At 44.5% G+C, this 12,895-nt stretch carries 24 protein-coding genes; all 24 read right to left on the bottom strand.

Translation table 11 applies throughout. From position 1 onward, the window contains the following. Nucleotides 1-128 precede the first annotated feature (128 nt). The gene (gene rpmJ, locus C9J48_RS16785) at nt 129-242 is read right to left on the bottom strand and encodes a 50S ribosomal protein L36 (RefSeq protein ID WP_006232360.1); all 114 of its coding nucleotides are present in this window, start codon (nt 240-242) and stop codon (nt 129-131) included. A 36-nt stretch (nt 243-278) separates the two neighbouring features. Continuing rightward, nucleotides 279-1,595: a preprotein translocase subunit SecY gene (secY, locus tag C9J48_RS16780; RefSeq protein WP_006232359.1), complete on the bottom strand. Its 1,317-nt coding sequence runs from the start codon at nt 1,593-1,595 to the stop codon at nt 279-281. A gap of 22 nt (nt 1,596-1,617) precedes the next feature. Next, a complete protein-coding gene (gene rplO / locus C9J48_RS16775) occupies nt 1,618-2,052 on the bottom strand; it encodes a 50S ribosomal protein L15 (protein WP_006232358.1) in 435 nt (144 codons plus the stop codon). A 5-nt stretch (nt 2,053-2,057) separates the two neighbouring features. Beyond that, nucleotides 2,058-2,237, bottom strand: coding sequence for a 50S ribosomal protein L30 (rpmD, locus tag C9J48_RS16770; protein ID WP_006232357.1), 180 nt, complete (start codon nt 2,235-2,237; stop codon nt 2,058-2,060). 5 nt (nt 2,238-2,242) lie between these two features. After that, entirely contained in the window at nt 2,243-2,740 is a 498-nt protein-coding gene (rpsE, locus tag C9J48_RS16765) for a 30S ribosomal protein S5 (protein WP_006232356.1), read from the bottom strand. A 13-nt stretch (nt 2,741-2,753) separates the two neighbouring features. Continuing rightward, nucleotides 2,754-3,107, bottom strand: coding sequence for a 50S ribosomal protein L18 (gene rplR / locus C9J48_RS16760; protein ID WP_006232355.1), 354 nt, complete (start codon nt 3,105-3,107; stop codon nt 2,754-2,756). Nucleotides 3,108-3,116: 9 nt separating this feature from the next. Then, nucleotides 3,117-3,650 carry a 50S ribosomal protein L6 gene (gene rplF / locus C9J48_RS16755; protein WP_006232354.1) on the bottom strand — a complete coding sequence of 178 codons (534 nt, stop codon included), beginning with the start codon at nt 3,648-3,650 and terminating at the stop codon, nt 3,117-3,119. A 12-nt stretch (nt 3,651-3,662) separates the two neighbouring features. Continuing rightward, nucleotides 3,663-4,055, bottom strand: coding sequence for a 30S ribosomal protein S8 (gene rpsH, locus C9J48_RS16750; RefSeq protein WP_006232353.1), 393 nt, complete (start codon nt 4,053-4,055; stop codon nt 3,663-3,665). Between the two features lie 34 nt (nt 4,056-4,089). After that, nucleotides 4,090-4,395 carry a 30S ribosomal protein S14 gene (rpsN, locus tag C9J48_RS16745; RefSeq protein ID WP_006232352.1) on the bottom strand — a complete coding sequence of 102 codons (306 nt, stop codon included), beginning with the start codon at nt 4,393-4,395 and terminating at the stop codon, nt 4,090-4,092. Nucleotides 4,396-4,410: 15 nt separating this feature from the next. After that, on the bottom strand, nt 4,411-4,950 hold the full coding sequence (gene rplE / locus C9J48_RS16740; RefSeq protein WP_006232351.1) for a 50S ribosomal protein L5: 540 nt from the start codon (nt 4,948-4,950) through the stop codon (nt 4,411-4,413). A 17-nt stretch (nt 4,951-4,967) separates the two neighbouring features. After that, nucleotides 4,968-5,282 (bottom strand): 50S ribosomal protein L24, encoded by a 315-nt coding sequence (gene rplX / locus C9J48_RS16735; RefSeq protein ID WP_006232350.1) that lies wholly within the window; start codon nt 5,280-5,282, stop codon nt 4,968-4,970. Between the two features lie 11 nt (nt 5,283-5,293). Continuing rightward, nucleotides 5,294-5,665 carry a 50S ribosomal protein L14 gene (gene rplN, locus C9J48_RS16730; protein WP_006232349.1) on the bottom strand — a complete coding sequence of 124 codons (372 nt, stop codon included), beginning with the start codon at nt 5,663-5,665 and terminating at the stop codon, nt 5,294-5,296. A 164-nt stretch (nt 5,666-5,829) separates the two neighbouring features. Then, a complete protein-coding gene (gene rpsQ / locus C9J48_RS16725; RefSeq protein WP_006232348.1) occupies nt 5,830-6,084 on the bottom strand; it encodes a 30S ribosomal protein S17 in 255 nt (84 codons plus the stop codon). After that, complete coding sequence (gene rpmC / locus C9J48_RS16720; protein ID WP_006232347.1) at nt 6,084-6,275, bottom strand: 50S ribosomal protein L29; 192 nt, start codon at nt 6,273-6,275, stop codon at nt 6,084-6,086. Before rpmC ends, rpsQ begins: the two co-directional genes overlap by 1 nt. After that, the gene (gene rplP / locus C9J48_RS16715) at nt 6,275-6,685 is read right to left on the bottom strand and encodes a 50S ribosomal protein L16 (protein WP_006232346.1); all 411 of its coding nucleotides are present in this window, start codon (nt 6,683-6,685) and stop codon (nt 6,275-6,277) included. Before rplP ends, rpmC begins: the two co-directional genes overlap by 1 nt. Before the next feature lie 11 nt (nt 6,686-6,696). Then, nucleotides 6,697-7,386: a 30S ribosomal protein S3 gene (gene rpsC, locus C9J48_RS16710; protein WP_006232345.1), complete on the bottom strand. Its 690-nt coding sequence runs from the start codon at nt 7,384-7,386 to the stop codon at nt 6,697-6,699. 15 nt (nt 7,387-7,401) lie between these two features. Beyond that, a complete protein-coding gene (gene rplV / locus C9J48_RS16705) occupies nt 7,402-7,734 on the bottom strand; it encodes a 50S ribosomal protein L22 (RefSeq protein ID WP_005302797.1) in 333 nt (110 codons plus the stop codon). Nucleotides 7,735-7,744: 10 nt separating this feature from the next. Further along, nucleotides 7,745-8,023, bottom strand: a complete 279-nt coding sequence (rpsS, locus tag C9J48_RS16700) for a 30S ribosomal protein S19 (protein ID WP_007469141.1) — start codon at nt 8,021-8,023, stop codon at nt 7,745-7,747. Between the two features lie 17 nt (nt 8,024-8,040). Beyond that, nucleotides 8,041-8,868 (bottom strand): 50S ribosomal protein L2, encoded by an 828-nt coding sequence (gene rplB, locus C9J48_RS16695; protein ID WP_006232342.1) that lies wholly within the window; start codon nt 8,866-8,868, stop codon nt 8,041-8,043. An 18-nt stretch (nt 8,869-8,886) separates the two neighbouring features. Continuing rightward, the gene (gene rplW, locus C9J48_RS16690) at nt 8,887-9,189 is read right to left on the bottom strand and encodes a 50S ribosomal protein L23 (RefSeq protein ID WP_006232341.1); all 303 of its coding nucleotides are present in this window, start codon (nt 9,187-9,189) and stop codon (nt 8,887-8,889) included. Then, nucleotides 9,186-9,788 carry a 50S ribosomal protein L4 gene (rplD, locus tag C9J48_RS16685; RefSeq protein WP_006232340.1) on the bottom strand — a complete coding sequence of 201 codons (603 nt, stop codon included), beginning with the start codon at nt 9,786-9,788 and terminating at the stop codon, nt 9,186-9,188. Before rplD ends, rplW begins: the two co-directional genes overlap by 4 nt. A 15-nt stretch (nt 9,789-9,803) precedes the next feature. Next, nucleotides 9,804-10,433: a 50S ribosomal protein L3 gene (gene rplC, locus C9J48_RS16680; protein WP_006232339.1), complete on the bottom strand. Its 630-nt coding sequence runs from the start codon at nt 10,431-10,433 to the stop codon at nt 9,804-9,806. Nucleotides 10,434-10,445: 12 nt separating this feature from the next. Further along, a complete protein-coding gene (gene rpsJ / locus C9J48_RS16675) occupies nt 10,446-10,757 on the bottom strand; it encodes a 30S ribosomal protein S10 (RefSeq protein WP_006232338.1) in 312 nt (103 codons plus the stop codon). Between the two features lie 860 nt (nt 10,758-11,617). Next, nucleotides 11,618-12,802, bottom strand: a complete 1,185-nt coding sequence (gene tuf, locus C9J48_RS16665; protein ID WP_107281187.1) for an elongation factor Tu — start codon at nt 12,800-12,802, stop codon at nt 11,618-11,620. Between the last annotated feature and the right edge of the window lie 93 nt (nt 12,803-12,895).

Genomic DNA, 12,895 nt, shown 5'->3' with positions numbered 1-12,895 from the left:
TTTACAAGAATAACCACTGCAGAGCCCGTTTAGGATACGCAGTGGTGGTACAATTCTTTGCACACACAAAAGATTGGTTGGCTAATTTAGCCAACCTACCTTCAATTTGCAAGAAATATTTCTGCTAATTAGCCTTGGCGTTGCTTATGCTTCGGCTCAATGCAAATTATACGCACAACACCGTTGCGCTTAATAACTTTACAGTTACGGCAGATTTTCTTAACGGAAGCACGAACTTTCATTGCTAAACTCCGTAAAGGTTATCTAACATCAAGGACTTAGCCTTTGAGGTTAGCCTTTTTCAAAACAGACTCATATTGTTGAGACATCATGTGTGTCTGAACTTGAGCCATGAAATCCATAATAACTACAACTACGATTAGTAGTGATGTACCGCCAAAATAAAAGCGTACATTCCATGCAATCATCATAAACTCGGGGATCAGACAGATAAAGGTAATATACATCGCACCCGCTAAGGTTAAGCGTGTCATAACTTTATCAATATATTTCGCAGTCTGTTCGCCCGGACGAATACCAGGTACGAATGCACCAGACTTCTTCAAGTTATCAGCTGTCTCGCGAGGGTTAAACACCAACGCGGTATAGAAGAAACAGAAGAAAATAATCGCAGCTGCATAAAGCATTACATAAAGCGGTTGACCAGGGCTAAGTGCAAGCGATATATCGCTTAACCAACCAAGGTTCTCGTTCTGTCCAAACCACTGAGCCAGTGTGCCTGGAAACAGAATAATGCTTGATGCAAAAATCGCTGGAATTACACCTGCCATATTAATTTTCAATGGCAAGTGAGTGCTTTGCGCTGCGAAGACACGACGGCCTTGTTGACGCTTGGCATAGTTAACGACGATACGACGCTGACCACGCTCCATAAACACTACAAAATATATTACAGCGAAAGATATAACCGCAATTAACAGTAGAAGAAGTACGTGCAATTCACCTTGACGTGCTTGCTCAACAGTTTGTCCGATAGCTGGTGGCAAACCGGCTACAATACCAGTGAAAATAATCACTGATATACCGTTACCGATACCACGCTCAGTAATTTGCTCACCTAACCACATTAAAAACATGGTACCAGTGATCAAACTAACAACCGCAACAAAGTAGAAACCAAGGCCTGGATTAATTACCAGACCAGGAATCATACTTGGTAACCCTGTAGCAATACCAATTGCTTGGAAAGTTGCCAAAACAAGCGTGCCGTATCGGGTGTACTGGCTAATCTTACGACGACCAGATTCACCTTCTTTCTTCAACTCGGCTAATGCCGGATGAACTACCGTTAGCAACTGTACGATAATCGATGCCGAAATATACGGCATGATACCTAGTGCTAAGATAGAAGCACGCTCGAGTGCACCGCCAGAGAACATGTTAAACAGTTCAATAACGGTACCTTTTTGCTGTTCGAACAAATCGGCAAGTACAGCAGCGTCAATACCAGGGATAGGCACAAAAGAACCTGCTCGGAAGATTAAGATTGCACCTAATACGAATAGAAGGCGTGTCTTAAGCTCTGCTAGGCCACCTTGTGCACTACGAAAATCTTTTCCTGGTTGTTTAGCCATCTGTACCTCATCCTCGAGTTAATTATTCCTCGATTTTACCGCCGGCAGCTTCGATTGCAGCTTTAGCGCCTTTAGTCACGCGAAGACCATTAACTGTTACTGAACGAGCGATCTCACCAGAAAGGACAACTTTTACAAACTTGATGTCTTTAGTGATAAGGTTTGCTGTTTTCAGTGTAGCTAGATCAATCACATCACCATCGACTTTCGCCAGTTCGCCTAGACGAACTTCAGCTGTTACCAAGCTCTTACGAGAAGTAAAACCGAATTTTGGTAGACGCTGTTTCAAAGGCATTTGACCGCCTTCGAAGCCTGGACGGACAGAACCACCAGAACGTGATTTCTGACCTTTGTGACCACGGCCACAAGTTTTACCCAGACCAGAACCGATACCACGGCCTACGCGCTTCGCAGAAGGCTTAGAACCCGGAGCCGGTGATAGAGTATTCAAACGCATACTGATTACTCCTCAATTTTAACCATGTAGTGAACTTTATTGATCATGCCGCGTACGCAGGCAGTATCTTCAAGCTCAACAGTGTGGTTGATACGGCGAAGGCCTAGACCACGCAAACAAGCTACATGCTTCGGTAAACGACCGATAGAGCTCTTTGTTTGTGTTACTTTAATAGTATTTGCCATGTCGATCACCCCAGAATTTCTTTAACAGAAAGGCCACGCTTTGCAGCGATCATTTCTGGAGAGTTCATTCCGCCTAAACCATCAATTGTTGCGCGAACAACGTTGATTGGGTTAGTAGAACCGTATGCTTTAGCTAGTACGTTACGGATACCCGCAACTTCTAGCACTGCACGCATTGCACCACCGGCGATGATACCAGTACCTTCTGAAGCAGGTTGCATGTACACTTTAGAACCAGTGTGGCGACCTTTAACAGCGTGGTGTAGAGTACCGTCGTTTAGCGCAACTGTAATCATGTTACGACGTGCTTTTTCCATTGATTTCTGGATTGCAGCAGGAACTTCACGTGCCTTACCGTAACCAAAACCGATGCGACCGTTACCGTCACCAACTACTGTTAGTGCAGTAAAACTGAAAATACGACCACCTTTAACCGTTTTTGAAACACGATTAACTGCGATAAGCTTTTCATTCAAATCTGATTGAGTCTTTTCGTTAGCCATCTTTCCGCCTACCTTAGAATTTCAGTCCAGCTTCACGAGCAGCTTCTGCTAGAGCAGCTACACGGCCGTGGTATTGGAAACCAGAACGATCGAAAGCAACATTAGAAATGCCTTTTTCAATCGCGCGCTCAGCAATAGCTTTACCTACAGCTGCAGCAGCGTCTTTGTTACCGGTGTTCGCAATTGACTCACGGATCACTTTTTCTAGGGTAGAAGCGGCAGCGATAACCTCAGAGCCGTTCGGTGCAATTACCTGAGCATACACATGACGTGGAGTACGGTGTATTACTAGGCGAGTTGCGCCCAGTTCAGCAATCTTACGACGTGCTCGGGTCGCACGACGGATACGAGATGCTTTCTTATCCATAGTGTTACCTTACTTCTTCTTAGCTTCTTTAGTACGCACGACTTCGTCGGCGTAACGAACACCTTTACCTTTATAAGGTTCAGGGCTACGGTAAGCGCGAATGTCCGCCGCTACCTGTCCAATAACCTGCTTATCAGTACCCGTAAGTACGATTTCAGTTTGTGTTGGACATTCAGCTTTAACACCAGTTGGCAATACATGCGCTACTGGGTGCGAGAAGCCCAAAGTAAGGTTAACAGTATTACCAGCAACATTTGCACGGTAACCTACGCCTTTAAGGGTTAGCTTCTTAGTAAAGCCTTCAGTAACACCAACAACCATGTTGTTCACTAATGCACGAGCAGTACCTGCTTGTGCCCAAGCTTTATCAAAGCCTTCGCGTGGACCAAATGTGATGGTGTTTTCTTCCTGAGTTAAAACTACTGCGTTATTAGCAACAAGAGCTAGTTCGCCCTTAGGACCTTTAACAGTAATTTCCTGACCGTTGAGTTTAACTTCTACGCCAGCAAGAAGTACTACAGGTGCTTTTGCAACACGAGACATGTCCTACTCCTATTATGCTACGTAGCAGATAATCTCACCGCCAAGACCCGCTTTGCGAGCAGCGCGGTCGGTCATAAGACCCTTGGAAGTGGATACAACAGCAATACCAAGGCCACCCATCACTGACGGTAGCGCATCTTTTTTCTTGTAGATGCGTAGGCCAGGACGTGAAACACGTTGGATTTGCTCGATAACTGGGTTAGCTTCGAAGTACTTAAGAGTAACTTCTAGCTCTGGCTTAACTTCACCTGTAACAGTGAATTCAGCCACAAAACCTTCTTCTTTCAAAAGAGCTGCAATTGCAACTTTTTGCTTAGAAGATGGCATTTTAACAGCAACTTTTTTTGCTGTTTGACCGTTACGAAGACGGGTCAGCATATCCGAAATCGGATCTTGCATGCTCATAGTCAATACTCCGTGATTCTAAATTGGTAACTAATTACCAGCTGGCTTTACGTAGACCCGGAATCTCGCCTTTCATGCAAGTTTCACGAACCTTGATACGGCTTAAGCCGAACTTACGTAAGTAACCGTGTGGACGTCCAGTCTGGTTACAGCGATTACGCTGACGAGATGAACTAGAATCACGTGGTAGAGACTGAAGCTTAAGCACTGCGTTCCAGCGGTCTTCTTCAGACGCATTCACGTCACTAATAATAACTTTTAGCGCTGCACGCTTTTCAGCGAACTTAGCTACTAGCTTGGCACGTTTAGCTTCGCGTGCCTTCATTGATTCTTTAGCCATATGTAACCCTTACTTTTACTTACGGAATGGGAAGTTAAAAGCAGATAACAGAGCTTTTGACTCTTCATCAGAAGCAGCAGAAGTAGTGATAGTAATATCAAGACCACGCACTCGATCTACTTTGTCGTAGTCGATTTCTGGGAAGATGATCTGCTCACGAACGCCCATGCTGTAGTTACCACGACCATCGAAAGAGTTCGGGTTTAGACCACGAAAATCTCGAATACGAGGAACAGCAATTGAAATTAGACGTTCAAAGAAATCCCACATACGTTCGCCACGTAGGGTTACTTTACAGCCAATCGGGTAGCCCTCACGGATCTTAAAACCAGCAACAGACTTACGAGCTTTAGTAATTAACGGCTTCTGACCTGCAATAGCAGTCATGTCAGCAGCAGCATTTTCTAAAAGCTTTTTGTCGTTGATCGCTTCACCCACACCCATGTTAAGTGTGATTTTTTCGATCCTTGGGACTTGCATGATACTCTTGTATTCGAACTTTTCAGCAAGCTCTTTTACAACAGTCTCTTTGTAGTAATCATGCAGTTTCGCCATAGTGTACTACTCCAAAATTACTTAATAGTTAAGCTATTAGATTTAAAGAAACGAACTTTTTTGTCGTCTTCGAATCGAAAGCCTACACGGTCTGCTTTGCCGGTTTCAGCATTGAAGATTGCAACGTTAGAAACATCAATAGCTGCTTCTTGTTCAACGATGCCACCTTGCACACCCATTGCCGGTACAGGCTTCTGGTGTTTTTTCACAAGGTTAATACCTTCAACGATAACTTTACCGGTTGCAAGAACCTTAGTTATTTTACCTTTCTTACCTTTATCTTTACCGGTAAGAACGATAACTTCGTCGTTGCGACGGATCTTAGCTGCCATTTTGTTACTCCTTACAGTACTTCAGGCGCTAGTGAAACGATTTTCATGAATTTCGTATTACGAAGTTCACGTGTCACTGGGCCAAAAATACGAGTACCGATCGGTTGCTCTGTAGTATCGTTCAATAATACGCAAGCATTACGGTCGAAGCGAATGACAGAGCCGTCTTGGCGACGAACGCCTTTACGGGTGCGTACAACCACCGCCTTCAGAACATCACCTTTTTTAACTTTACCGCGAGGAATTGCTTCTTTCACAGTAATCTTGATGATATCACCGATGTGTGCGTAACGGCGGTGAGAACCACCCAGAACCTTAATACACATTACGCGACGAGCGCCGGAGTTATCGGCTGCGTCAAGCGTACTTTGCATTTGGATCATGTTAGTGCTCCGCTTATTTTAAAACATCTAGACCCACTACGGATCGATATGCCTTTTCTTCAAAGGCGGCGAATAATAACACCATTTTCGACCGATGGGTAGACAAAAAATAAACGGCCCCAATATTTTTCAGGGCCGCTTAATCATTTAGTTGCTAAGTTCGCTTAACCGCGAGCTTTTTCAACTACGCGTACCAATGTCCAAGACTTAGTCTTAGATAGTGGACGACATTCACGAACTTCAACAGTGTCACCTAGGTTACACTCATTGTTTTCATCGTGTGCATGAAGCTTAGTCGTACGCTTAATGTACTTACCGTACATTGGGTGTTTCACCATGCGTTCGATAGCAACAACGATAGACTTGTCCATCTTGCTGCTAATTACACGACCAAGCTGGATACGAGTTTGTTCGCTCATTATGCGCCAGCCTTCTCAGTAAGAACGGTTTTAACACGTGCGATATCACGACGTACAGCTTTCAGGTTATGAGTCTGCTGTAGTTGACCAGTCGCAGCTTGCATGCGCAAGTTGAACTGTTCACGTAGTAGGCTCACAAGCTCAGCATTTAGTTCTTCAACGCTTTTAGCGCGTAGATCTACAGCGTTCATCACATTACCGCCTTAATTACAAATGTTGTCTTGATTGGTAGCTTACGTGCAGCAAGTTTAAATGCTTCACGTGCTAGTACTTCAGGAACACCATCCATTTCATAAAGAACTTTACCTGGTTGGATTTGGGCAACCCAGTATTCTACTGAACCTTTACCCTTACCCTGACGAACTTCCAACGGCTTGCTTGTAATAGGCTTGTCGGGGAAAACTCGAATCCAGATTTGGCCTTGACGTTTCACATGACGAGTCATGGCACGACGAGCAGCTTCAATTTGGCGAGCAGTCAAACGACCACGACCAACAGCTTTAAGACCAAATGTACCGAAGCTTACGTCAGTACCGTTCGCTAGACCGCGGTTACGACCTTTAAAAGTCTTGCGGAATTTAGTGCGTTTTGGTTGCAGCATCAATAAACTCCTTATTTACGGCTTTTGCGCTGCTTCTTAGGCTTGTCAGCCTTAGGCTCTTCAATTGGCATACCGCCTAGAACTTCACCTTTGAAGATCCAAACTTTAATACCGATAACACCGTATTGGGTGTGAGCCGAAGAAGTTGCGTAATCAATGTCAGCACGAAGAGTGTGTAGAGGTACACGACCTTCACGGTACCACTCTGAACGTGCGATTTCAGCGCCGCCTAAACGACCACCTACTTGAACTTTGATACCCTTAGCGCCAAGACGCATAGCGTTTTGAACTGCACGCTTCATAGCGCGACGGAACATAACACGACGTTCTAGTTGAGACGCGATGCTGTCACCAACTAATTGAGCGTCTAGCTCTGGCTTACGTACTTCAGAAATGTTGATCTGAGCTGGAACACCCGCGATCTTTGAAATATGAGCACGTAGTTTTTCTACGTCTTCGCCTTTCTTACCGATAACGATACCAGGACGAGCAGTGTGAATAGTCACACGGATGCTCTTCGCTGGACGCTCGATAACAACACGAGATAAAGACGCTTTTTTCAGTTCTTTAATAAGAAACTGACGTACCTTGAAGTCGCCATCTAGGTTGTCAGCGAATTCTTGGCTATTAGCAAACCAAGTGGTATTCCAAGGCTTAACGATGCCTAGACGAATACCATTAGGATGTACTTTCTGACCCATTGCTTTCTCTCCTAGTTAGCGGTCTGCTACAACAACAGTGATGTGGCTAGAACGCTTCAAGATGCGATCGGCACGGCCTTTAGCACGAGGCATAATACGCTTCATGGTAGGACCTTCGTCAACGAAGATTTTTGCAACATTAAGATCATCAATGTCTGCGCCTTCGTTGTGTTCTGCGTTAGCGATAGCTGACTCTAGAACTTTCTTGATTAAATCAGCAGCTTTTTTGTTGCTGAAGTTAAGAATTTCTAGAGCCTGTGCAACTGGCTTACCGCGCAGTTGATCTGCTACCAAACGTGCTTTCTGAGGCGAAATACGAGCAAAACGATGTTTAGCAATAGCTTCCATATCCTACTCCTTAGCGCTTCTTAGCTTTCTTATCTGCAGCGTGGCCGCGATAAGTACGTGTTGGTGCAAATTCGCCTAGCTTGTGACCGATCATTTCTTCAGAAACGAAAACAGGTACGTGCTGACGACCATTATGGACAGCGATGGTCAAACCGATCATCTGAGGGATGATCATTGAGCGACGGGACCAAGTCTTTACAGGCTTCTTGTCTCCGCTTTCCACCGCTTTCTCTACCTTCTTCAGCAAGTGCAGGTCAATGAAAGGACCTTTCTTGAGAGAACGTGGCATGGCTTATCCTCTGATAATTATTTTTTATTACGACTACGTACAATGTACTTGTCGGTGCGTTTGTTCGAACGAGTCTTGTAACCCTTAGTTGGTACGCCCCAAGGGGATACCGGGTGACGACCGCCTGATGTACGACCTTCACCACCACCGTGTGGGTGATCGACTGGGTTCATTACAACACCACGTACAGTTGGACGGATACCACGCCAGCGTGAAGCACCAGCTTTACCTAGCTCACGTAGCATGTGTTCCGAGTTACCAACTTCACCAAGTGTCGCACGACATTCAGAAAGAACTTTACGCATTTCACCAGAACGTAGACGTAGAGTCACATAAGTGCCTGTACGTGCAATGATCTGAGCGTAAGCGCCAGCTGAACGAGCCAACTGAGCGCCTTTACCTGGCTTAAGCTCAACACAGTGTACTGTTGAACCTACAGGAATATTGCGCATTGGTAACGTGTTACCAACTTTGATTGCAGCATCTTCGCCAGACTGGATCATGTCACCAGCTGACACACCCTTAGGTGCGATGATGTAACGGCGTTCACCATCAGCATAAAGTACTAGTGCAATGTTTGCACTACGGTTTGGATCATATTCCAAACGCTCTACTTTTGCCGGGATACCATCTTTAGTACGCTTAAAGTCGATTAGACGGTAATGTTGTTTATTACCACCACCGATGTGACGTACTGTGATACGACCGTTATTGTTACGACCACCAGACTTAGAGTTTTTCTCTAAAAGTGGTGCGTACGGCTTACCCTTATGCAGGTCAGAGTTAACCACTTTTACTACGTGGCGACGACCCGGGGAAGTCGGCTTACATTTAACAATAGCCATTCTTCTTTGCTCCTAGCCTTACTCTGCACTACCAGCGAAGTCGATGTCTTGACCTTCTTTCAAGATAACGTACGCTTTCTTCCAGTCACTACGACGGCCTTGGCGTGCACCTTGACTTTTGGTCTTACCCTTAGCAACAAGAGTATTTACAGACTTAACTTCAACCTCGAACAGTTTTTCAACTGCTGCTTTAATCTCTCTTTTTGTCGCAGTAATCGCTACTTTAAACACGATAGTATTCGCGCTTTCTGCAGCCATTGTTGCTTTTTCAGAGATGTGCGGAGCACGTAGAACTGTTAAAATACGCTCTTCAGTGATCATGCTAGCATCTCCTCAACTTGCTTAACTGCAGCTGCAGTCATCACAATTTTGTCAAAAGCGATCAAGCTAACTGGGTCGATTGTCGCTGCATCACGAACGTCTACCTTGTAAAGGTTACGTGCTGCAAGGAATAGATTCTCATCTAATTCGCCAGTTACGATAAGAACGTCAGACAGATCAAGCTCTTTAAGCTTAGCTGCTAGTTCTTTTGTTTTTGGTGCTTCTACAGAGAAGTTATCAACAACGATTAAACGCTCTTGACGAACTAGCTCAGAAAGAATGCTCTTCATTGCACCACGGTACATTTTTTTGTTAACTTTCTGGCTATGGTCCTGTGGACGAGCTGCGAAAGTTACACCACCGGTGCGCCATAAAGGACTACGAATAGTACCTGCACGTGCACGGCCTGTACCCTTCTGGCGCCATGGTTTTGCACCACCGCCAGAAACGTCAGAACGAGTTTTCTGAGCACGAGTACCTTGACGAGCACCTGCTGCGTAAGCAACAACTACCTGATGTACTAGAGCTTCATTGAAATCACGTCCAAAAGTAGTTTCGGAGACAGTTAGCGCATCAGCGCCTTTGACTACCAATTCCATTACTAACTCCTCGACCTACGCTTTAACAGCTGGTTTAACGATCACGTTGCCGCCGATTGAGCCTGGTACTGCACCTTTAATAAGAAGCAGATTGCGCTCAGCGTCAACACGTACGATCTCTAGGTTCTGAGTCGTAACACGCTCAGCTCCCATGTGACCAGCCATTTTCTTGCCTTTAAATACGCGACCTGGAGTTTGACATTGGCCAATTGAACCCGGTGCACGGTGAGACAAGGAGTTACCATGGGTCATATCTTGAGTACTGAAGTTCCAACGCTTAATTGCGCCTTGGAAGCCCTTACCTTTAGATGTGCCAGTAACGTCTACTTTTTTAACTTCGTTGAACAGTTCAACATTTAGCTCAGCGCCAACTGTAAACTCTTCACCATTTTCTAGACGGAATTCCCAAAGACCGCGTCCAGCTTCAACACCCGCTTTCGCGAAGTGACCAGCAGCTGGTTTAGATACACGGTTAGCTTTCTTAGTTCCAGTAGTGATCTGAATTGCGTTGTAACCGTCAGTCTCAAGAGATTTAACTTGAGTTACACGGTTAGCTTCAACTTCAACCACTGTTACTGGGATAGAAATGCCTTCTTCGGTAAAGATGCGGGTCATGCCCACTTTACGACCGATTAGACCAATCATTTCTTACTCCCCTTAACCTAGGCTGATCTGGACATCAACGCCAGCAGCTAGATCTAGACGCATAAGAGCATCAACAGTTTTATCTGTTGGCTCAACGATGTCGATAAGACGCTTGTGAGTACGGATTTCGTACTGATCACGTGCATCTTTATTGACGTGTGGAGAAGTAAGAACAGTGAAGCGTTCTTTACGTGTAGGAAGAGGGATAGGACCCTTAACCTGCGCGCCAGTACGCTTAGCTGTTTCAACGATTTCCGCTGTTGACTGATCAATCAGACGGTGATCGAACGCCTTAAGGCGGATACGAATACGTTGGTTCTGCATGAGACAGAGCTCCAATTAAAATTTACACAAACAATATCGCCATTCTAATTCGAATAAACGAATGAATGCCGATTGATTTATGTGAAACCGTAGTGTCCCATTTGGACACGTTGTCAGTCAATTTAATGACTGCGAACATAAGTCAGAGTATACATTATTAAGTCATATAAATGACTTCTTCCTCAATGCTTATTGGTTCACAACTGTCTTTATAAGGACAGTGCGATGCATTATACAGATCACACTTTAGAGTGCAAGCCTCGTTCGCAAAATAATCAAACTGGAGTGCTTGGTAAGGGTTAGGGCTATCAATATTCTAGCAATCAACGGCTTATAAATAGACCTATCTCATTAATAATTAAGCTCTATTCTCATCAATAATCTAAGCCTGATTGTTGCTTGTTATGGCTCTCTTATCAATCAAGCTTAATTATTTTTCCAGCCAATCAACGTGTTCTTCATCATCATCTAAAATATTTTGGAATAATTCCCGTAAAACATAATCACGTATAACTTCAACATATGCGATTGCCTAATACTTTTTTAGTGCTGAATAATTTTGGATTGAGCTTTCATTGGGAATGCCCCTCCTCTTTCAGTTCATCTAAGAATAAAACCGATTTAAGAGTGCAAAAGACTGCAGGTTGGCTATAGCGGGGACTAGCTATTTTTCAAAGCTAATCGTAATTGTCTCTTGGGTTAATCTGATGATGTTTTTGTCATTGAAAATGATTATGCAAGATAATTTGGAATAGAATTTAATAACGAAGAAGGAAAAGAGAGTTATAGATTAACAAGTGAAATTTAGACATTAAAAAAGGGAGCCTAAGCTCCCTTTTGCGTTGTTCAATTATTGCAAATTAAGCAATGATTGTTGCAACAACACCAGCACCTACAGTACGGCCACCTTCACGGATAGCAAAACGTAGACCTTCATCCATCGCGATAGGAGCGATTAGAGTAACAGTCATAGCAATGTTATCACCAGGCATTACCATCTCAACGCCTTCTGGCAATTCGATAGTACCCGTTACGTCAGTTGTACGGAAGTAGAACTGTGGACGGTAACCTTTGAAGAAAGGAGTGTGACGACCGCCTTCATCTTTAGAAAGAACATAGATTTCTGAAGTGAAAGTAGTGTGTGGAGTGATTGAACCAGGCTTAGCAAGAACTTGACCACGTTCAACTTCATCACGCTTAGTACCACGTAGAAGAACACCAACGTTCTCACCAGCACGGCCTTCGTCAAGAAGCTTACGGAACATTTCAACACCAGTACATGTAGTAGTGATAGTCTCTTTGATACCGATGATAGCAACTTCTTCACCAACACGTACGATACCTTGCTCAACACGACCAGTTACAACAGTACCACGGCCTTGAATTGAGAAAACATCTTCGATTGGAAGGATGAATGGAAGATCGATTGCACGCTCTGGCTCTGGGATGTAGTTATCTAGAGCTTCAGCTAGTTCAACGATTTTCTCTTCCCACTGAGCTTCACCGTTAAGTGCGCCAAGTGCAGAACCCATGATTACTGGGCAATCATCGCCTGGGAAATCGTATTCAGAAAGAAGTTCACGAACTTCCATTTCTACTAGTTCTAGTAGCTCTTCATCATCAACCATGTCACATTTGTTCATGAATACGATGATGTAAGGAATACCAACCTGACGACCAAGAAGGATGTGCTCACGTGTTTGTGGCATAGGACCATCAGTTGCAGCAACAACTAGGATACCACCATCCATTTGAGCAGCACCAGTGATCATGTTTTTAACATAATCGGCGTGTCCAGGACAGTCAACGTGTGCATAGTGACGAGTAGGAGTATCGTATTCTACGTGAGAAGTAGAGATTGTGATACCGCGCTCGCGCTCTTCTGGAGCGTTATCGATAGAAGCGAAGTCTTTTGCATCACCACCGTACACTTTTGCAAGTGTAGTACAGATAGCAGCAGTTAGAGTTGTTTTACCGTGATCGACGTGGCCGATTGTACCAACGTTAACATGCGGTTTTAGACGTTCAAATTTTTCTTTAGACACGATCGTGTTCCTTCCTAGTTAAGATACGCCCCCCACTAGGTTAGGGGACGCGTCCGAAGTTTGTATTTTATGCGTCTACAACTGTAGACGCAA

The sequence above is a fragment of the Photobacterium profundum genome (assembly GCF_003026285.1).
Classification (GTDB): Bacteria; Pseudomonadota; Gammaproteobacteria; order Enterobacterales; family Vibrionaceae; genus Photobacterium; species Photobacterium profundum.
This window is presented reverse-complemented; position numbering and strand designations above follow the sequence as displayed.

Excerpts from the sequence above, each read along its gene's own strand:
- rpmJ (WP_006232360.1), bottom strand. The coding sequence starts at position 242 with ATGAAAGTTCGTGCTTCCGTTAAGAAAATCTGCCGTAACTGTAAAGTT.
- secY (WP_006232359.1), bottom strand. The coding sequence starts at position 1,595 with ATGGCTAAACAACCAGGAAAAGATTTTCGTAGTGCACAAGGTGGCCTA.
- rplO (WP_006232358.1), bottom strand. The coding sequence starts at position 2,052 with ATGCGTTTGAATACTCTATCACCGGCTCCGGGTTCTAAGCCTTCTGCG.
- rpmD (WP_006232357.1), bottom strand. The coding sequence starts at position 2,237 with ATGGCAAATACTATTAAAGTAACACAAACAAAGAGCTCTATCGGTCGT.
- rpsE (WP_006232356.1), bottom strand. The coding sequence starts at position 2,740 with ATGGCTAACGAAAAGACTCAATCAGATTTGAATGAAAAGCTTATCGCA.
- rplR (WP_006232355.1), bottom strand. The coding sequence starts at position 3,107 with ATGGATAAGAAAGCATCTCGTATCCGTCGTGCGACCCGAGCACGTCGT.
- rplF (WP_006232354.1), bottom strand. The coding sequence starts at position 3,650 with ATGTCTCGTGTTGCAAAAGCACCTGTAGTACTTCTTGCTGGCGTAGAA.
- rpsH (WP_006232353.1), bottom strand. The coding sequence starts at position 4,055 with ATGAGCATGCAAGATCCGATTTCGGATATGCTGACCCGTCTTCGTAAC.
- rpsN (WP_006232352.1), bottom strand. The coding sequence starts at position 4,395 with ATGGCTAAAGAATCAATGAAGGCACGCGAAGCTAAACGTGCCAAGCTA.
- rplE (WP_006232351.1), bottom strand. The coding sequence starts at position 4,950 with ATGGCGAAACTGCATGATTACTACAAAGAGACTGTTGTAAAAGAGCTT.
- rplX (WP_006232350.1), bottom strand. The coding sequence starts at position 5,282 with ATGGCAGCTAAGATCCGTCGCAACGACGAAGTTATCGTTCTTACCGGT.
- rplN (WP_006232349.1), bottom strand. The coding sequence starts at position 5,665 with ATGATCCAAATGCAAAGTACGCTTGACGCAGCCGATAACTCCGGCGCT.
- rpsQ (WP_006232348.1), bottom strand. The coding sequence starts at position 6,084 with ATGAGCGAACAAACTCGTATCCAGCTTGGTCGTGTAATTAGCAGCAAG.
- rpmC (WP_006232347.1), bottom strand. The coding sequence starts at position 6,275 with ATGAACGCTGTAGATCTACGCGCTAAAAGCGTTGAAGAACTAAATGCT.
- rplP (WP_006232346.1), bottom strand. The coding sequence starts at position 6,685 with ATGCTGCAACCAAAACGCACTAAATTCCGCAAGACTTTTAAAGGTCGT.
- rpsC (WP_006232345.1), bottom strand. The coding sequence starts at position 7,386 with ATGGGTCAGAAAGTACATCCTAATGGTATTCGTCTAGGCATCGTTAAG.
- rplV (WP_005302797.1), bottom strand. The coding sequence starts at position 7,734 with ATGGAAGCTATTGCTAAACATCGTTTTGCTCGTATTTCGCCTCAGAAA.
- rpsS (WP_007469141.1), bottom strand. The coding sequence starts at position 8,023 with ATGCCACGTTCTCTCAAGAAAGGTCCTTTCATTGACCTGCACTTGCTG.
- rplB (WP_006232342.1), bottom strand. The coding sequence starts at position 8,868 with ATGGCTATTGTTAAATGTAAGCCGACTTCCCCGGGTCGTCGCCACGTA.
- rplW (WP_006232341.1), bottom strand. The coding sequence starts at position 9,189 with ATGATCACTGAAGAGCGTATTTTAACAGTTCTACGTGCTCCGCACATC.
- rplD (WP_006232340.1), bottom strand. The coding sequence starts at position 9,788 with ATGGAATTGGTAGTCAAAGGCGCTGATGCGCTAACTGTCTCCGAAACT.
- rplC (WP_006232339.1), bottom strand. The coding sequence starts at position 10,433 with ATGATTGGTCTAATCGGTCGTAAAGTGGGCATGACCCGCATCTTTACC.
- rpsJ (WP_006232338.1), bottom strand. The coding sequence starts at position 10,757 with ATGCAGAACCAACGTATTCGTATCCGCCTTAAGGCGTTCGATCACCGT.